Raw genomic sequence first — 16,827 nt, 5'->3', positions numbered from 1 at the left:
ACGCGCCCCCACATCGTGAAGGTTTTCGGTATTTCCGGCTCGTCCGGCAGCGGCAAGACCACGCTGCTGGACCAGTTGATCCCGCGCTTCGTTGCCGCCGGCCTGCGCGTGGCCGGCGTCAAGCACACCCACCACGGCTTCGACCCCGATACGCCCGGCAAGGATTCCTGGCGCATGCGCGAGGCGGGCTGCGCCAACGTGGTGCTGGTCGGCGCGCGCCACCTGACGCTGATGCGCCACTACCCGCAGGACGCGCCGTCGCCCGAGCTGGCCGATGCGCTCGCCGTGCTGCCCGCCGATACCGACCTGGTGCTGGTGGAAGGCTACAAGCGCAGCAGCTTTCCCAAGCTGGAGGTCTACCGCCCCGCGCTGGGCCGCGCGCCGCTGTGGGGCGACCTCCCCGGCGTGATGGCGGTGGCCACCGACGAGCCGCGCGCGGTGGCGGCGCTTACCGCGCTGCCGGTGCTGGACCTGGCCGACCTCGATGCCATCGCCGCGCTGGTGCGCGCGCACGCCGCCAGGCCGGCTTACCAGACGCGATAGACCTGGCCGGTCTGCGGGCCTTCGACGCTGCGCTGGTAGGCCAGCGCCACGCGCGCCGCGGAGACCGCCTCGAAACCCGGGAAAAACGGGCCGTAGGCGCCCCACGATTCCTGCACCACGGTCGGGCTGACCGCATTGATGCGCAGGCCGCGGCCCAGCTCCACCGCGGCGGCGCGCACGAAGCCGTCCAGCGCGGCGTTGACGCTGGAGGCGTTGGCGCCGGCATGGATGGGCTGGTCGCTGAGGATGCCGCTGGTCAGCGTGATCGAGCCGCCGTCGTTCAGGTAGTGCTGGCCCACCAGCGCCAGGCGCACCTGGCCCAGCAGCTTGTCGTTCAGGCCGATGGCGAAATCCTCGGCGCGCATCTGCGTCACCGGGCCGAAGAACATCTGGCCGGTGGTGGAGATGATGCCGTCCACCTTGCCCAGGCGCCCGAACAGCGCCTGCACCGATTCCGGGATGGTGATGTCCACCTGGAATTCCCCGTGGGTCTTGCCGACCCGGATCACTTCATGGCGGCCCGCCAGGTTGTCCACCACGGCCTTGCCCAGCGTGCCGCTGGCACCGATCACGACGATCTTCTTCATTGGCTGTTCCTTTTGCGGATGTGTGCGGTCAGGGCGGCCATTCCTTCATGCCGCCGATGCAGTCCATTGTGGCGGCCGGCAGATCGCCGATAAATGGGCTAGGATTTCGGGCATTCCTAACCACGGGTTCGCAATCGATGGACAAGCTGCGCAGCATGGAGATCTTCGCCGCCGCCGCCGAGGCCGGCAGCTTCAGTGCCTGCGCGCCGGCGCTGGGCATGTCGGCGGTGATGGTGGGCAAGCACGTGGGCCAGCTCGAGCAGCGCCTGGGCGTGCGCCTGCTCCAGCGCAGCACGCGCCGCCAGAGCCTGACCGAGGCCGGCCATCTCTACCTGGACGAATGCCGGCGCATCCTGGCGCAAGTGCGCGCCGCCGACACCGTGGCCGAGCGCCTGCACAGCGAGCCGCGCGGCCTGCTGCGCATCGGCGCGCCGGTCACGCTGGGCGAAACCGCGATCGCCGAGGCGGTGGCCGCCTTCCTGCTGCGCCACCCCGAGGTCAAGGTGGAACTGGTGCTCGACGACACCTATGCCGACCTGATCGCCGACGGCTTCGATGCGCTGATCCGCATCGGCCCCCTGCCCGCTTCCGACCTCCTGGTGGCCCGCCCGCTGCGCCCCTACCGCATGTGCATCTGCGCGGCGCCCGCCTACCTGGCCCAGGCCGGGGTGCCGCGCACGCCGGCCGAGCTGGCCGGCCACCGCTGCCTGAGCCACCTGCTGTGGCGCCACGGCATGGGCTGGCCCGAGCTGGTGGACGGCGTGCCGGCCGGCGGCGCGCCGCTGGGCAGCAACAACGGCCAGGCCTTGCGCCGCGCCGCGCTGGCCGGCTGCGGCATCGTGATGCAGCCGGAAGTGCTGCTGGCCGCCGACCTCGCCGCCGGGCTGCTGGTGCCGCTGCTGGAGGACGCCCTGCCGCCGCCGCGCCCGGTGCACCTGCTCTATCCGCGCGACCCGCGCCCACTGCCCAAGCGGGTGCGTTTCGTCGAGAGCATGGTCGAAAGGCTGGGAATCTGAGCAAGCGCGGGCGCCGCGCTCAGGAGCCGCTCCTGGCCTTGTGCGCGAGCGGCCGCTCCGGCACCGTGATGCGGGCCAGCTCCGCCATCAGCGGCACGTGGTCGGAACGCTGCGCCCAGTCGCGCCCGGTCAGCGCGCTGGCGCGCTCGATCTCGAAACCGCGCACGTAGATGCGGTCGAGCTGCCACCACGGCATGTGGCTGGGAAAGGTATGCAGGCGCGCGCCGCCGGCATGGGACACCTCGGTGGTGCCCAGCCGGGAGCAGATCAGGTCGTCCAGCCGGTGGTTCCAGTCGTTGAAGTCGCCGGCGATGAGCAGCGGCGCCTCGGCCGGCACCACGTCGCACACGCGCTTGACCAGCGCCTCGGCCTGGCGCGCGCGGCTGCGCGCGAACAGGCCGAAATGCACGCAGATCAGGTGCGCCTCGGTGCCGTTCATGTCGGCCACCGCGTGCAGCAGGCCGCGCTGCTCGAAGCGGTGGTCGGAGATGTCGAGGTTTTCCGACATCAGGATCGGGTGCCGCGACAGGATGGCGTTGCCGTGGTGGCCGTGGTCGTACACCGCGTTGCGCCCGTACACCGAGTGCGGATACGCGTCGGTGGCGAGGTAGTTGAGCTGGGTGTGGTCGGCGTCGAACAGCGCGGCGGCCACCAGGCGGTCGTTGCGGTCCTGCACTTCCTGCAGGAAGACGATGTCGGCGTCGACCGTCTGCAGCCCGGTGCGCACGTTCTGGATGCGCGGCTTGCGCGCGATGCCGGTCACGCCCTTGTGGATGTTGTAGGTGACCACGCGCAATCTCATGAATCGGCTCCGCAGGACACCGGCCGTGCCTGTCCCTGCACGCGCCAGTCCAGCTGCAGCACGGCTTGCGCGTTGCTGCTCGAAAAGCAGAGCGCGGCCGCCTCGCGCCACGGCAGCCATTGCCACCGCAGGTGCTCGCGCGGCGCCAGCGTCACCGGCACCGGCCGCGCCACGCGCAGGCCGAACCAGTGCTCGGTGTTGCGCGTCACGCCGGGCGCGTAGCGGTGGCGCCATTGCGGGAAGATCTCGTAGTCGAGGGTGTGGTGCCAGTCTTCGAGCTGGTGCTCGGCGGCGATGAGCCCGGTTTCCTCTGCCACCTCGCGCGCGGCGGTGGCGGCCAGTGGCTCGTCGGGCGTGTCCAGGCTCCCGGTGACCGACTGCCAGTAACCCGGCCGGTCGGCGCGCTCCAGCAACAGCACTTGCAGGTCCGGCGTGTGGATCACGACCAGCACGGATTGGGGAATCTTGTAGGGCATGGGATTGGGGCGGACGATGTCCCCAAGCTTACCGCAGATGGACGCGGCCGCGACGGGAAAACGCGGCGGCGCCGTGGTGCCGGGCGCGGCGGCGGTGCCAGGCACGGGGGCTCCCGGGCGATGCCGGCCGGCACTCAAGCGGCGTGCACGCTGGATTGCGGCGGCTGGGCGGGCACCTCGCGCAGCCAGGTCTCGAACACGCCCGGCGAATCGCCGTGGCCCCAGGCGGCGCGCAACTGCTGCATCAGCGGCGTGAGCGCCTGCGTGTAGTCGCGCGACGCCACGTTGGCGCGCGCGGCCAGCCGGTCGGCGGCCTGCCGGGCCTGCGCCTGCAGCTGCGCGCGTTCCTGGCCGATTTCCTTCTCGCGCACGCCGAGCGCGTTGTACTTCTGGATCAGGAAGCGGTGGTAGTCGCCGGGCTCCACGCCCTGCGCCGCCTGCGCGTTGGCCTGCTCGAAGCGCATCACGATGCTGGTGGTTTCCTGCTCGACGTGGGCGGCCTCGTCGGACAGCGCCTGCAGCGCGTCGAGCAGCCGCATGGCTTCGCGGCGCTCGTCGCGCAGCTGCGCGGCGTGTTCCTCGAAGCTGCGCTGGGCCGCCAGGTAGGCCTGCACCACCGGCTGCGGCGCCACCACCAGCAGCGGGTCGGCGCCGCCGGCGCGCCCGCCGGGCAGCAGCGCATCGTCGGCCACGCGCAGGTTGCCCAGGTCTTCCAGCCAGCGCCCGCGCGCCATCACGGTGCCGACGGTGTCGAGCGCGACCCGGCGCAGCGCCTCGGCGCGCTGCAGCTCCACCGGCTCGGGCTGCGGCGGGGCGCCGGCGCCGCCGCTCTGGGCGGCATGCGCGATCTCCGGCACGCAGGCCGCCACCGTGGTGGCGACCGACTCGGACATGGCGATGGCCGAGCGGCGCACCGCGCGCCGCAGCTCGAAACGCGCCAGCAGCATCATCGCCAGCCCGGCCGCCAGCCAGGTCAGGATGGTTTCGGCATGGGCCAGCAAAAACTGGCGGATCAGGTCTATATCCAGGGACACGGCAGATTCCTCCCGCGCGGCCGGCGTGCCTTCGAAACGGGCTTGCGGCTTGGCGCTATAAAGGAAGAAGACTTGGGGCCGGTGCCCTTCGTTCCGCGATGTAACAATTGGAAACCAGCCGGCGTGCCGGCGGCCGCACGCCGCCTGCGCCACGCCGCCGGTCCGCGCGTTCAGGCGCCCGCCTGCGCCTTCAGCCACGCCTGCTCGCCGCCGGCGCGCACGATCTCGACCAGCGCCGGCGACATGGCGCCGAAGTCGCCGCGCGTGCCGCGTGTGTGGTTGAGCACTTCGCCGCTGACGAAATCCACTTCGATCTCGTCGCCCTGCCCGGCAAAGGCCGTGATGCCGGCCGCGAACGGCAGCGTCTTCAGGCCCACCGACACGGCCAGCCGGAAGAACGAGCGCGCCATCGACTCGGCCAGCACCGAGACGCCGAGCGCACCCAGCGCGAGCGGCCCCTGGATGTGCATCGGCCCCTTGCCGAAGTTGCGCCCCGCCACCACGAAATCGCCGTGCCGCGCCAGCCGGGCGAAATCCTTGTCGAGCCCGCACATGGCCAGCGGCGCCAGCCGCGCCGGGTCGTACACCACCTGGCGGGTCATCTCGATATCCATGATCTGGCCGTCGTTGAGCACGTCGTCGCCGAAGCGCCATACGCGGCCGCGCTGCACCAGCGTGCCGCCGGAGGTCGTGGTCATGCTGGCTCCCGGTTCAGTTCGGCCGGCGCCGCGATGCGGCCCATCACGGCGGATGCCGCCACCACCGCGGCGTTGGCGAGGTACACCGGCGCGCGCTCGCTGCCGAGCCGGCCGTGGTCGTTGCGCGTGGCGGTGCAGATGGAGACGTCGTCGTCGCCCAGCGGCGCGTAGGTGCCGTAGCAGGGCCCGCAGATGCCGGCGGAGATCTCCGCGCCGGCCGCCGAGATGGTGGCCAGCAATCCTTCGCGCATGGCCTGCTGGTAGATCGCCTGGGTCGCGGCGATCACGGTCAGCCGCACGCCCGCGCGCACGCGCCGCCCCGCCAGCACGGCCGCCGCCGCGCGCAGGTCCTCCATCTTGCCGCCGATGCACGAGCCGATGAAGGCCGAGGTGATGGGCACGCCGGCCACCTGCGCCAGCGGCACGGTGTTCTGCGGGTCGGGCGGCAGGCACACCTGCAGGTCCAGCGCGGACACGTCGAAGGCGATGTCCTCGGCGAAGCGCGCGCCGGGGTCGCTGGCCCAGCGCACGCCGTGCGCGTCGGTGGCGGGGCAGACCGCGGTCTTGACGCCGATGTCCACCATCGCGTTGCACAGCGTGTGGCGCTCGTCCTCGCCGAGCGCGTCGACGTAGCTGCCGTGGAACTCGATGCAGCGGTAGTCGCCGCGCTCCGCGCCGATGGCGGCCGCCACCCACTGGCCCACGTCGCGGCTCATCACGCCGGCACGCACCGGGCCCGACAGGCGCACGCGTATCGTCTCGGGCACGCGCAGCCACACCTTGCCGGTGGCCAGCGCCAGCGTGACGCTCAGCCCCAGCGCCACGCCGAGCGCGCCGGTGCAGCCGAGCGCCGGCGCGCGCGTGTCGGCGGCCACCACCAGCATGCCCGGCCTGACGATGCCGAGGTCCAGCGGCGCGTTGTGGCTGATGCCGTGCCTGCCGCTGTCGAGGAACCAGCCCACGCCCTGCGCGCGCGTGTCGCTGCGCATGAAGGCATGCGCTTCCAGGTGCCCGGGCGCGGCCGAGTTGGTGGTGTGGTCGATGGTGACGAAGACCTTCCCGGGCGCGGCCAGGTTCGCGTAGCCGAGCTCCTCCAGCATCTTGCGGTGGCGGTGGTAGTTCAGGTCGTGGGCGACGATCAGGTCCGGCACGGCCCACACCACGTCGCCGGCGCGCACGGCGCCGACACCGGCGGCGCGCGCCAGCACCTTCTCGGCCACGGTGAGCGGCGCGTCCGTCGTTGGCGCTTCGGTCATTCGCGCTTCGGTCATTGCGCGGCGACTCCGTCGCGGGCCTGCGCCATGTACCGCGCATAGTCGGCATCCACGCGGTTGGCGCGCGGCAGGTCCAGGTAGCCGGCGATGTCGCCCAGCGTGACGGCCGCGTCCGCGCTCGCGGCGGTGGTGCCGTCCGCGCGCAGCGCGGCCAGCATGCGGGCCTGCGCGTGGACCTGCCCCTGCAGCAGCGACACCGGATAGACCACCAGCGGATAGCCGATCTCCTGCAGGCGCGCGGCCGGCACCAGCGGGCGCAGGTTCTCCACCATCATGACGATGGTGGGCTTCTCCAGGCTGGCGGTGATGCGCTCCATGTCGGCCTCGGCGGCCACCGACATGATGATGGTGGCGTCGGCCCCGGCCTGCTCGTAGACCTGCGCGCGGGCGATGGCCGCGTCGAGGCCTTCGACCGCGAACGCATCGGTGCGCGCGATGATCATGAAGCCGGGGTCGGTGCGCGCCTCCAGCGCCACGCGGATGCGCGCCACCATCTCGGCCGTGCTGACCAGCGTCTTGCCCGGCATCGCCGCGCATTTCTTCGGGAACGGCTGGTCTTCGAGATGGAGCGCCGCGGCGCCCGCCGCCTCGAACGCGCGCGTGGCGCGGAACACGTTGTAGGCGCCGCCGTAGCCGCTGTCGGCGTCGACGATCAGCGGCAGCGAGGTGGATTGCGCGATGGTCCTGGCGCGCCCGACCATGTCGTCCACGCTGATCGCGCCGACGTCCGGCTCGCCCTGCGTGGCGGCCACGCACAGCCCGGACATGTAGGCCACCTCGAACCCGGCCTGCTCGACCAGGCGCGCGGTGAGGCCGTCGTAGCAGCCGGGCGCCACGGAAATGGTGCCGCGCTGGATCAGTGCCCGCAGCCGGGCGCCTGCGCTTGGGTTGGTCATTGCCTGCTCCTTGCTCAGAAATTCAAGAATGAACGTCAGAATGAAAGTCGCCGTGCCCCGCAGCGGGACCCGGCGCCGGTACCGGCGCAGGCGCGCGCTTTGCCAGCGCCGCCGTTGCCATCTAATATGTCCGTCCTATGGACACGCCCCCGACCGAACCGATGGAGCCCGGCGCACTGCGCCGCGGCCTGCGCATCCTCAGCGCGCTGCGCGACGCCGCGGCGCTGCGCGCGGGCGAGCTCGCCACGCTCACCGGCATCCCGCGCCCCACCGTGTACCGGCTGCTCGAGATCCTCGAGGCCGAAGGCTTCGTGGCGCGCGAGGCGGACGGCAAGTCGTTCACGCTGGCGGCCGCCGGCGACAACCCGGACGACCGCTGGGGCGCGTTCGTGCGCCAGATGGAGCCGGTGATGCGCCGCATCGCGCAGCGCACCGGCAACGCCGTGTTCCTGGTGCGCCAGAAGGACAACGACCTGCTCTGCCTGCATCGCGAAATCGGCACCTACCCGATCCAGATCCTGTCGCTGCCCGTCGGCGGGCGCCAGCCGCTGGGCGTCGGCGCGGCCGGCGTGGCCCTGCTTTCCACGCTGGGCCCGCGCCAGGTGACCGCGCTCCTCGAGGCCAACGCCGAGGCCTACCTGGACTACGGCAATCTCCATGTCTCCACCGTGCGCCGCCTGGTCGAGAGCTGTCAGGAGCGCGGCTACGCCGTGGTCGGCAACTACTCGCTCAAGGGCATCCTGGCCGTGGGCGTGCCGATGAAGGCGTCGGGCGGCCTCGGCCAGGCCGCCATGAGCGTGACCGCGCCGGTGGACCGGATGTCGATCGCGCGCCAGCGCGAAGCCGTGGCGATCATGCAGGCCGAGATCAAGGCGTCGGGCCACTGACGCGCTGCCGCCGCGCCGCGCTCAGTCCATGCTGGCGCCGCTGTCCTTGACCAGCACCGCCCAGCGCTTGGTCTCCGCGTTGACGAAGTCCCTGAACTGGCCGCCGGACTGCGGCGTCGCCGGCACGTAGCCTGCCGCCGCGACCTTGTCGCGGTAGTCGGCGCTGGCCAGCACGTCGTCGACCTGCTTGCGGATGGTGGCCACGATCGGCGCGGGCGTCGAGCGCGGCGCGAACAGCCCGTACCAGCCGCTGATCACCATGTCGGGAAAGCCCTGCTCCGCCACCGTGGGGATCTCCGGATAGGACGGCACGCGGGTCTCGCTGGTCACCGCGAGCGCCTTGATCTTGCCGGCGCGGATATACGGCCCCGCCGTGTTCAGCGTGTCGAAGATGACCTGCAGCTGCCCGGCCATCAGGTCGGTGATCACCGGCGCGCTGCCGCGGTACGGCACGTGGGCGATATGGGTGCCGTGGCGGCGGTTGAACATCTCGCCCACCAGGTGCCCGCCGCTGCCGACGCCGGCCGTGCCGAAGCTGAGCTTGGTCGGGTTGGCGCGCGAGTACTCGATCAGTTCCTTGATCGAATTCACCGGCACGCTGCTGTTGACCGCGATCACGAACGGATACGACGCCACCTTGGCGATCGGCTCGAGGTCGGTGGACGGGTCGTACGGCATCGACTTGTACAGGCTCGGGTTGATCGACTGCGTGCCGACGTAGGACATCAGCAGGGTGTAGCCGTCCGGCGTGGCGCGCGCGACCTGCGCCGCGCCGATGTTGCCGTTGGCGCCGGTGACGTTGTCGACCACGAACGGCTGGCCGGATTTCTCGCCGATCTTCACGCCGATCAGGCGCGCCAGGAAGTCGGTGCCGCCGCCGGCCGGCGCCGGCGCCACCACGCGCACCGGCTTGGACGGATAGGGCTGCTGGGCCTGCGCGGCGAGCGCGCCGCAGGCCAGGGCCGCGGCAATGAGCGCGCGCCCCGCGATGAGGGGAATGGAATGCATGATGGCTGTCTCCCGTGGGCCGGCCTCAGGCCGCGACGACATCGTGGCTGGCGCCGCGGGCGGCATCGGCTCCGGTGTCCTGCGCGGCGTCGCGGATGGCGTCGTGGATGGCGCCGAAGGCATTGGAGATGGTGCGCCGGTCGCTGCCCGCGATGATGATGCGGCAGCCGCTGGCGGCGTAGTGGCGCTGCGCCGTCTTCATGTCTTCGATGGCCGCGTCGAACAGCAGCGCGACCACCTCCACGCCGTGGTCCCGCACCATGCCGATCATGCCGTCGAGCTTCGCGACCACGGCCGGGTGATGGCGGTCGCCGTCATGGCCCATCGACACGGCGAGGTCGAACGCGCCCAGCACGATGGCGTCGATGCCCGGCACCTGGAGGATCTCTTCGAGATTGTCCAGCCCTTCCACGGTCTCCACCAGCAGCCACACCATGACGTTGTCGTTGGCCCACTTGGCGTAGCCCTTCCAGTCCAGCGTCTGGTGGCCGGTGGCGCGGATCAGCGGGCAGGCGCCGCGCTTGCCCTGCGGCCAGTCGGTGTTGCGGTAGCGCGCCGCCTGCACCACGGCCTCGGCCTGCGCGCGGGTGGCCACCTGCGGCACGATCACGCCCATCGCGCCCGCGTCGAGCGTCTTGGCGATGCCGGCCGGATCGTGGCTGGGCACGCGCACCATCGGCGTCACGCCGGTGGCTTCTGCCGCGCGGATCATCTGCACCGCGGTCTCGAGCCCGAACGAGCCGTGCTCGCCGTCGATCCACACATAGTCGTAGCCGGCATTGCCCGCCACCTCGACGATCTCCGGGCAAGCCATCTGCACGAACGCGCCGATCGGCGCGCTGCCCGCGGCCAGCGCCGCCTTGATCCTGTTTTCCCTGAATAGCATGGTTGTCTCCCCGTTCATGCCGCGGCGGCGCGCGCGCCCGCCGCTTCGCCCAGATACTCGCCCTGGTAGTCGCCTTCCAGCGTGGTGCGGAACAGGCGGCGCAACTGCTGGTGGTCGTAGTCCATCAGCGCCAGGTGCATGGTGCAGCGGTTGTCCCACATCAGCACGTCGTGCTTGCGCCACTGGTGGCGGTAGACGAACTCGGACTGCGTGGAGTGCGCGAACAGGTACTGCAGCAGCGGCTGGCTCTCGGCCACCGTCATGCCTTCGAAATGGCTGGTCAGCATCTCGTTGACGTACAGCGCCGGGCGCCCGGTCACCGGATGGATGCGCACCACCGGGTGGACCACCGGCGGGTTGTTCCTGACCTTGGCGGCCAGCGTCTTCTCGTCCAGGCCGCGCAGGTGCCTGGCGGCGATCACGGTGTGCACCGCCCGCAGCGGCTCCAGCAGGCGCTTCATGCCGTCCGAGAGCGTGTCGTAGGCGTCGTACATGTTGGCGAACATGGTGTCGCCGCCCACCTCGGGAATCACGTGGGCATGCAGCAGCGACGCCATGCTCGGGCGCACGGTCATCGAGTGGTCCGAATGCCACTGCTGGCCGAACACCTTGGAGCGCTCCTTGCCCTCGTTGGTGACGACGATCAGCTCGGGGTAGTCCGGGTGGCGGTACTCGGGGATCGCGTCGTGCTGCTCGAGCGGCCCGAACTTCCGGCTGAACGCGATATGCGTGTCGAACGAAATGTCCTGGTCGCGGAACAGCAGCACCTGGTATTGCGCGAACGCTTGCCGGATCGCGGCCAGGTCGTCCGGCGCGCAGTCGTCGGCAATCCTGAAGCCGACGACTTCTGCGCCCAGGGAATTGGATAGCTTGCGGAAGTGCACCTCTGTCTCCTTTCTGGTCTGTGCGCCGCGCTTCTGGCGTGGAATGCCGGCGCGGTATGGAGCCATTATCAGGAGCGGGGCGGCGGCCCTCAATGCAACTTGTCCACTGGATGGACAAATCGAGGCAAGCGCGGGTTTGTTCCTATTTCCGGCCCGCAGCGCCGGAAAGCCGCCCGTGGCGCGGCTCGGCGGACAGCCGCCGCGCGCCGGGCGCGTGCGGCAGCGCACACAGCGCGCGGACCCCGGGCGGGCGCGGCGCAAGAAAAAAGCCCCGCGTGGCGCCAACCGGAGTCGGGCGCCACGCAGGGCTCTTCGAGGAGGGGCGGCCCGCGGGCCGCCCGGCATCAGGCGGTCAGGCGGTCAGGCGGTCTTCGGCTCGGCCGAGCGCAGGCGGATATGCAGCTCGCGCAGCTGCTTCTCGTCGACGGTGCTCGGGGCCTGGGTCAGCAGGTCTTGGGCGCGCTGGGTCTTGGGGAAGGCGATCACGTCGCGGATCGAGTCGGCGCCGGCCATCATCGTCACGATGCGGTCCAGGCCGAAGGCCAGGCCGCCGTGCGGGGGCGCGCCGTACTGCAGCGCGTCGAGCAGGTAGCCGAACTTGGCGCGGGCTTCTTCCTCGCCGATCTTGAGCGCGCGGAACACCTTGCTCTGCACGTCCTCGCGGTAGATCCGCACCGAGCCGCCGCCCATTTCCCAGCCGTTCAGCACCATGTCGTAGGCCTTGGCGATGCACTTGCCCGGATCGGTCTCCAGGTATTGCAGGTGCTCGTCCTTGGGGCTGGTGAACGGGTGGTGCATGGCGACCCAGCGGGCGTCTTCCTCGTCGTACTCGAACATCGGGAAGTCGATCACCCACAGCGGCTTCCACACGTCCTCGAACAGGCCGTTGTTCTTGCCGAATTCCGAGTGGCCGATCTTCAGGCGCAGGCCGCCGATGGCGTCGTTGACCACCTTGGCCTTGTCGGCGCCGAAGAAGATGATGTCGCCGTCCTGGGCGCCGGTGCGCTTGAGGATCTCGGCGATGGCGGCGTCGTGCAGGTTCTTGACGATCGGCGACTGCAGTCCGTCGCGGCCCTTGGCCACTTCGTTGACCTTGATCCAGGCCAGGCCCTTGGCGCCGTAGATGCCGACGAACTGGGTGTAGGCATCGATCTCGCCGCGCGAGATGGCGCTGCCGCCCGGCACGCGCAGGCCGACCACGCGGCCGTTGTCGCTGTTGGCGGGGCCGGAGAACACCTTGAAGTCGACGTCCTTCATGACGTCGGTCAGCTCGGTGAATTCGAGCTTGACGCGCAGGTCAGGCTTGTCCGAGCCGAAGCGGGCCATGGCCTCGCGGAACTCCATCACCGGGAACTTGGCGTCCAGGTCCACGTCGATGGCGTTCTTGAACACCGTGCGCATCATGTCCTCGAACAGGTCGCGGATCTCCTGCTCGGTCAGGAACGAGGTTTCGCAGTCGATCTGCGTGAACTCGGGCTGGCGGTCGGCGCGCAGGTCCTCGTCGCGGAAGCACTTGGTGATCTGGTAGTAGCGGTCGAAGCCCGACACCATCAGCATCTGCTTGAAGATCTGCGGCGACTGCGGCAGCGCGAAGAAATGCCCCGGGTTGGTACGCGAGGGCACCAGGTAGTCGCGCGCGCCTTCCGGCGTGCTCTTGCCCAGCATCGGCGTCTCGATGTCGATGAAGCCCTGCGCGTCCAGGAACTTGCGCACTTCCATCGCCACCTTGTAGCGCAGGCGCAGGTTGTACTGCATCTGCGGGCGGCGCAGGTCCAGCACGCGGTGCGTCAGGCGCGTGGTCTCCGACAGGTTGTCGTCGTCGAGCTGGAACGGGGGCGTGACCGACGGGTTGAGCACGGTCAGCTCGTGGCACAGCACCTCGATCTTGCCGGAGGTCAGGTTGGCGTTCTCGGTGCCGGCCGGGCGCGCGCGCACCTTGCCGGTGATGCGGATGCAGAACTCGTTGCGGATCTCTTCGGCCGCCTTGAACATCTCGGGGCGGTCGGGGTCGCACACCACCTGGACCAGGCCTTCGCGGTCGCGCAGGTCGATGAAGATCACGCCGCCATGGTCGCGGCGGCGCTGCACCCAGCCGGTCAGGGCCACTTCCTGGCCCGTCAGTTGTTCGGTCACGAGACCGCAATAGTGAGTACGCATGGAGGACATAAGAGAATTCCCGGAATAACGCGGCCGCCGTCGCGGCCGGCGATCAATTTGAAGGCGTTGTGTCGGCGGACTCGGCGAGGGCTTCGTCCGGCGCTTCGTCGTCGCGCAGCGTGCCGCTCTTGCGCGGCAGCTCGGTCGGCGCCACCACGCCCATCGAGACGATGTACTTCAGCGCGGCGTCGACGGTCATGTCGAGTTCGATGGTATCGGCCTTGGGCATCATCAGGAAGAAGCCCGAGGTCGGGTTGGGCGTGGTCGGCACGTAGACGCTGACGTACTCGCCCTGGAGGTGATTCTGCACGTCGCCGCCGGGGCGGCCGGTGAGGAAGGCGATGGTCCACGAGCCTTCGCGCGGGTACTGCACCAGCAGCGCCTTGCGAAAGGCGTTGCCGGACGAGGACAGCAGGGTGTCGGACACCTGCTTGACGCTGGTGTAGATCGGGCCGACCACCGGGATGTGGCCCAGCAGCGCTTCCCACCAGCGCACCAGCCGCTGGCCGATGAAGTTGTGGGCCAGCATGCCGACCAGCAGGATGAACAGCAGCGTCAGGATCGCGCCCAGCCCGGTCACGCGCTTGCCGAACATCAGCCGGTCCGGGCGCCAGGCTTCGGGCAGCAGCGCCAGGCTCTGGTCCATGGTGCCGATGACCAGGCTGAGCACCCACAGGGTGATGCCCAGCGGCACCAGGACAAGCAGCCCGGTCAGGAACCAGGTCTTGAGGGCGGAGGTTTTCTTCGCCGGCACGGTGCGTTCTGTTTTCAATGGCAGGCGCAAGCGCTGCCGCAACCGCCGGCCGTGCTTGTCGATGCGGTGGTGGTGGAGGCCGCCTCGCCCGCCGGCGCCGCTGCGGGCGCCGCTGCCGCGCTCTCGCCGCTGCCGGCGGCCGGCGCCGTGGCCGGCGCGGAGGTGCCGCTGTTGCCGCCGCGGAAGTCGGTGACGTACCAGCCGGAGCCTTTGAGCTGGAAGCCCGCTGCGGTCAGTTGTTTCTTGAAGGTGCCCGCCGCGCCGCAAGATGGGCAGTCGGTGAGCGGGGCATCGCTCATTTTCTGCAGCACATCGCGCCCGTGGCCGCAGGCGTCGCAACGGTAGGCATAAATCGGCATAGTGGCTCTCCGCGAGGATTCTGGAACGGAAACTGGATGGGGACCGCGCCGCCGTGCCGGCCGGGAGGTTGCCGCTCCGGGTCGCCGCATGGCGGTGCAAAGCCTTGAATTATAAACCGTTCTGCGTGAGCCGGGCCGCAGGAAAAGGGGCACAAAATGCATCCAGACGCACGCCCGGCGGGATGCGGTGCCGGCGCCGCTCAGACCAGGTGGACTTCCTTGACGCGCGGATGGTCGCCGATCCACTGCGGCAGCAGCGAGCCGAACACCATGCCGCCGATCGAGAACATCAGCCCGACCATCTGCGGCGGCACCGCCGCCTCGGGAAAGGCGACCTCGCAGCACAGCCACGACACCAGCCCCAGCAGGATGGCGGCCAGGCCGCCCTGGCGGGTGGCGGGCTTCCAGAACATGCCGAACGCCAGCGGCACGAAGGACGAGACCAATGTGACCTTGTAGGCGTTTTCCACCATGTGGAAGATGGACAGGTGCGAGTTCAGCGCGAACAGGGTCACCAGCACCGCGAAGCACAGCACCACGGCCTGCATCACGCGCAGGAAGCGGCGGTCGTCGAGGTGGCGGAAGTACGGCCGCAGGATGTTCTCGGCAAACGTCACCGAGGGCGCCAGCAGCGTGGCCGAGGCGCAGCTCTTGATGGCCGACAGCAGCGCGCCGAAGAACATGACCTGGGCGAACATCGGCGCGTGGGTCAGGATCAGCTTGGGCAGGATCAGCTGCGAGTCGGTGTTGATGTACTTCTCCACCATCTGCGGATCGATCATGGTGGCCGAGTAGGCCAGGAACATCGGGATGAAGGCGAAGCAGAAATACAGCACGCCGCCGAGCACCGAGGCGCGCCCGGCGATCTGCTCGGTGCGCGACGAAGTCACGCGCTGGAACACGTCCTGCTGCGGGATCGACCCCAGCATCATGGTAAACAGCGCCGCCGCGAAGCCGACGATCTGCACCAGGTCCAGCGAGGGCAGGAAGGTGAACTTGCCGGCCGCCGCCGCGTGCGACACCACCGCGCCCACGCCGCCGGCCTGGCCGCTGACCTCGTAGCCGATGTACAGCATGCCGATCACGATGATGATCATCTGGATGAAGTCGGTCACCGCCACCGACCACATGCCGCCGAACAGCGTATAGACCAGCACGCTGGCCGCGCCGATCATCATGCCGGCCTCCTGCGACAGCGCGCCGTCCGAGACGGTGAAGAACACCAGCCCGAGCGCCTTGATCTGCGCGGCCACCCAGCCCAGGTAGGACATCACGATGCACAGCGTGGTCAGCACCTCGGCCAGCCGCCCGTAGCGGTTGTGGTAGTAGTCGCCGATGGTGAGCAGGTTCATGCGGTACAGCGGACGCGCGAAGAACAGGCCGACCAGGATCAGGCACAGCGAGGAGCCGAAGGGGTCGGACACCACCCCGGACAGGCCCTCCTTGAGGAAGACGGCGGGAATGCCGAGCACCGTTTCCGAGCCGAACCAGGTGGCGAAGACGGTGGCGGTGACGATATAGAAAGGCAGGCTGCGGCCGGCGACCGCGAAGTCCGTGGTGTTGCGCACGCGCAGCGCGGCCCACAGGCCGATACCGACGGAAATTACCCAGTAGATGACGACGAACCAGATCAGCATGGCGCTGCCCTATCCCAAAAATGCCCTTGCGGCGAAAAACCGGTTGCCGGGTGGGCGGGATGCCTTGGTGGAGTGCCTCTGCTGCCCTGCCCCGGGTCCAATTCATCGGTCGGGGCCGCATGGGTGGCTGATCTAGCCTGCGGTCGTAGCCGAATCAAAACGCGGATTATAGCCACGCAGACCGCCGCGGGCGAAAAAAATTCCGGGCGCCCGGCAAATCCCCGAAGCGGTGCAGCGCGGGCAAGGCCGCGCAACGACGCCAGGATCTTTTTTGAAACGACTTCTCAGGCGCGCCGGCGCCACACCTGCCAGTGCTCGCGCCCGGCGAATACCGGCAGCGAACCCGTGGCGGGACGGTCCTCCACCAGCTCGAAGGCCGGCGCCAGCAGGGCATCCAGCTCGGCCCGCGGGATCGGGAACGGCGGGCCGCCGCGCGTCTCGTCGAAGAAGAAGTAGCCGGCCAGCAGGCCGCCCGCCGGCAGCAGCTCGGCCACGCGCGCGCCGTAGGCGGCCCGCATGGCCGGCGGCAGCGCGCACAGGAAGGCGCGCTCGTAGATCAGGCGGCAGGCCGGCTCGGGGACGAAGGCGAAGAAATCCGCCTCGCGCACCACGGCGCCGGCCGGCCCCAGCGCCTGGCGCGCGCTCGCCACGGCCTGCGGCGCAAAGTCGATCGCGGTCACCGGCCAGCCGTGCGCGTGCAGCCAGCCGGCTTCCCAGCCGTTGCCGCAGCCGGGCACCAGCGTGGGGCACGGCGCCAGCGCGGCGGCGAAGGCCTTGAACTCGGCCGGCACGCCACCCAGGTCCCAGGGCATGAAGCCCTTTTCGAAACGCTCGTCCCAGAACGCCGGATCGGCGGCGTCGCGGGTGGCGAAGGCGGGCGCGGCGGCGCGCTGGTCGGCCTGGTTCAAGCTGTGTCTCCTTGCGATGTT

Annotated in this window: 18 protein-coding genes; 3 read left to right on the top strand and 15 right to left on the bottom strand. The window is 70.0% G+C overall.

All coding sequences use genetic code 11. From position 1 onward, the window contains the following. The first annotated feature begins 15 nt into the window (after positions 1–15). On the top strand, positions 16–543 hold the full coding sequence (gene mobB, locus ACKI2N_RS03740) for a molybdopterin-guanine dinucleotide biosynthesis protein B (RefSeq protein WP_420995890.1): 528 nt from the start codon (positions 16–18) through the stop codon (positions 541–543). Here mobB and ACKI2N_RS03735 read toward each other — a convergent pair. After that, positions 528–1,130 (bottom strand): short chain dehydrogenase, encoded by a 603-nt coding sequence (locus ACKI2N_RS03735; RefSeq protein ID WP_420995888.1) that lies wholly within the window; start codon positions 1,128–1,130, stop codon positions 528–530. The two genes, mobB and ACKI2N_RS03735, sit on opposite strands and share 16 nt — an antisense overlap. Positions 1,131–1,267: 137 nt before the next feature. On the opposite strand from ACKI2N_RS03735, the gene ACKI2N_RS03730 reads away from it, so the two are divergent. Continuing rightward, on the top strand, positions 1,268–2,146 hold the full coding sequence (locus tag ACKI2N_RS03730) for a LysR substrate-binding domain-containing protein (protein WP_420995886.1): 879 nt from the start codon (positions 1,268–1,270) through the stop codon (positions 2,144–2,146). Between the two features lie 19 nt (positions 2,147–2,165). Here ACKI2N_RS03730 and ACKI2N_RS03725 read toward each other — a convergent pair whose 3' ends face one another. From ACKI2N_RS03725 to ACKI2N_RS03700, 6 genes are all read right to left on the bottom strand, one after another. Next, positions 2,166–2,948, bottom strand: a complete 783-nt coding sequence (locus ACKI2N_RS03725; RefSeq protein WP_420995884.1) for an endonuclease/exonuclease/phosphatase family protein — start codon at positions 2,946–2,948, stop codon at positions 2,166–2,168. Then, a complete protein-coding gene (gene nudB, locus ACKI2N_RS03720; protein ID WP_420996009.1) occupies positions 2,945–3,424 on the bottom strand; it encodes a dihydroneopterin triphosphate diphosphatase in 480 nt (159 codons plus the stop codon). Before nudB ends, ACKI2N_RS03725 begins: the two co-directional genes overlap by 4 nt. Positions 3,425–3,558: 134 nt before the next feature. Next, complete coding sequence (locus tag ACKI2N_RS03715; RefSeq protein ID WP_420995882.1) at positions 3,559–4,458, bottom strand: hypothetical protein; 900 nt, start codon at positions 4,456–4,458, stop codon at positions 3,559–3,561. A 170-nt stretch (positions 4,459–4,628) separates the two neighbouring features. Further along, the gene (locus ACKI2N_RS03710; RefSeq protein WP_420995880.1) at positions 4,629–5,156 is read right to left on the bottom strand and encodes a hypothetical protein; all 528 of its coding nucleotides are present in this window, start codon (positions 5,154–5,156) and stop codon (positions 4,629–4,631) included. Further along, a complete protein-coding gene (locus tag ACKI2N_RS03705) occupies positions 5,153–6,427 on the bottom strand; it encodes an aconitase family protein (RefSeq protein ID WP_420995878.1) in 1,275 nt (424 codons plus the stop codon). The genes ACKI2N_RS03710 and ACKI2N_RS03705 overlap by 4 nt, the downstream gene beginning before the upstream one ends. Further along, positions 6,424–7,326 carry an isocitrate lyase/PEP mutase family protein gene (locus ACKI2N_RS03700; RefSeq protein WP_420995876.1) on the bottom strand — a complete coding sequence of 301 codons (903 nt, stop codon included), beginning with the start codon at positions 7,324–7,326 and terminating at the stop codon, positions 6,424–6,426. The genes ACKI2N_RS03705 and ACKI2N_RS03700 overlap by 4 nt, the downstream gene beginning before the upstream one ends. A gap of 137 nt (positions 7,327–7,463) precedes the next feature. Here ACKI2N_RS03700 and ACKI2N_RS03695 point away from each other — a divergent pair, with 137 nt between their 5' ends. Beyond that, positions 7,464–8,213, top strand: a complete 750-nt coding sequence (locus ACKI2N_RS03695) for an IclR family transcriptional regulator (RefSeq protein ID WP_420995874.1) — start codon at positions 7,464–7,466, stop codon at positions 8,211–8,213. A 21-nt stretch (positions 8,214–8,234) separates the two neighbouring features. Here the strand turns inward: ACKI2N_RS03695 and ACKI2N_RS03690 are convergent, their stop codons facing one another. From ACKI2N_RS03690 to ACKI2N_RS03655, 8 genes are all read right to left on the bottom strand, one after another. Then, entirely contained in the window at positions 8,235–9,221 is a 987-nt protein-coding gene (locus ACKI2N_RS03690; RefSeq protein ID WP_420995872.1) for a Bug family tripartite tricarboxylate transporter substrate binding protein, read from the bottom strand. Positions 9,222–9,246: 25 nt separating this feature from the next. Then, entirely contained in the window at positions 9,247–10,107 is an 861-nt protein-coding gene (locus tag ACKI2N_RS03685; RefSeq protein ID WP_420995870.1) for an HpcH/HpaI aldolase family protein, read from the bottom strand. Between the two features lie 14 nt (positions 10,108–10,121). Continuing rightward, a complete protein-coding gene (locus ACKI2N_RS03680) occupies positions 10,122–10,991 on the bottom strand; it encodes a TauD/TfdA dioxygenase family protein (RefSeq protein ID WP_420995868.1) in 870 nt (289 codons plus the stop codon). A 360-nt stretch (positions 10,992–11,351) separates the two neighbouring features. Further along, positions 11,352–13,157: an aspartate--tRNA ligase gene (gene aspS, locus ACKI2N_RS03675; protein WP_420995866.1), complete on the bottom strand. Its 1,806-nt coding sequence runs from the start codon at positions 13,155–13,157 to the stop codon at positions 11,352–11,354. Positions 13,158–13,200: 43 nt separating this feature from the next. Continuing rightward, a complete protein-coding gene (locus tag ACKI2N_RS03670; RefSeq protein ID WP_420995864.1) occupies positions 13,201–13,902 on the bottom strand; it encodes a DUF502 domain-containing protein in 702 nt (233 codons plus the stop codon). Between the two features lie 14 nt (positions 13,903–13,916). After that, positions 13,917–14,261, bottom strand: coding sequence for an FmdB family zinc ribbon protein (locus ACKI2N_RS03665; protein WP_420995863.1), 345 nt, complete (start codon positions 14,259–14,261; stop codon positions 13,917–13,919). Positions 14,262–14,461: 200 nt separating this feature from the next. After that, positions 14,462–15,898 (bottom strand): sodium:solute symporter family protein, encoded by a 1,437-nt coding sequence (locus ACKI2N_RS03660; RefSeq protein ID WP_420995861.1) that lies wholly within the window; start codon positions 15,896–15,898, stop codon positions 14,462–14,464. A 284-nt stretch (positions 15,899–16,182) separates the two neighbouring features. Continuing rightward, a complete protein-coding gene (locus ACKI2N_RS03655; RefSeq protein ID WP_420995859.1) occupies positions 16,183–16,806 on the bottom strand; it encodes a methyltransferase domain-containing protein in 624 nt (207 codons plus the stop codon). Positions 16,807–16,827 lie beyond the last annotated feature (21 nt).

It is taken from the genome of Cupriavidus sp. 30B13 (assembly GCF_049059565.2).
Classification (GTDB): domain Bacteria; phylum Pseudomonadota; class Gammaproteobacteria; order Burkholderiales; family Burkholderiaceae; genus Cupriavidus.
This window is presented reverse-complemented; position numbering and strand designations above follow the sequence as displayed.

Bases quoted from the DNA above. Each gene is read 5' to 3' on its own strand.
- ACKI2N_RS03660 (WP_420995861.1), bottom strand. From the start codon at position 15,898: ATGCTGATCTGGTTCGTCGTCATCTACTGGGTAATTTCCGTCGGTATC.
- ACKI2N_RS03665 (WP_420995863.1), bottom strand. From the start codon at position 14,261: ATGCCGATTTATGCCTACCGTTGCGACGCCTGCGGCCACGGGCGCGAT.
- ACKI2N_RS03685 (WP_420995870.1), bottom strand. From the start codon at position 10,107: ATGCTATTCAGGGAAAACAGGATCAAGGCGGCGCTGGCCGCGGGCAGC.
- ACKI2N_RS03695 (WP_420995874.1), top strand. From the start codon at position 7,464: ATGGACACGCCCCCGACCGAACCGATGGAGCCCGGCGCACTGCGCCGC.
- ACKI2N_RS03690 (WP_420995872.1), bottom strand. From the start codon at position 9,221: ATGCATTCCATTCCCCTCATCGCGGGGCGCGCGCTCATTGCCGCGGCC.
- ACKI2N_RS03700 (WP_420995876.1), bottom strand. From the start codon at position 7,326: ATGACCAACCCAAGCGCAGGCGCCCGGCTGCGGGCACTGATCCAGCGC.
- aspS (WP_420995866.1), bottom strand. From the start codon at position 13,157: ATGTCCTCCATGCGTACTCACTATTGCGGTCTCGTGACCGAACAACTG.
- nudB (WP_420996009.1), bottom strand. From the start codon at position 3,424: ATGCCCTACAAGATTCCCCAATCCGTGCTGGTCGTGATCCACACGCCG.
- ACKI2N_RS03725 (WP_420995884.1), bottom strand. From the start codon at position 2,948: ATGAGATTGCGCGTGGTCACCTACAACATCCACAAGGGCGTGACCGGC.
- ACKI2N_RS03730 (WP_420995886.1), top strand. From the start codon at position 1,268: ATGGACAAGCTGCGCAGCATGGAGATCTTCGCCGCCGCCGCCGAGGCC.
- ACKI2N_RS03735 (WP_420995888.1), bottom strand. From the start codon at position 1,130: ATGAAGAAGATCGTCGTGATCGGTGCCAGCGGCACGCTGGGCAAGGCC.
- ACKI2N_RS03710 (WP_420995880.1), bottom strand. From the start codon at position 5,156: ATGACCACGACCTCCGGCGGCACGCTGGTGCAGCGCGGCCGCGTATGG.
- ACKI2N_RS03705 (WP_420995878.1), bottom strand. From the start codon at position 6,427: ATGACCGAAGCGCGAATGACCGAAGCGCCAACGACGGACGCGCCGCTC.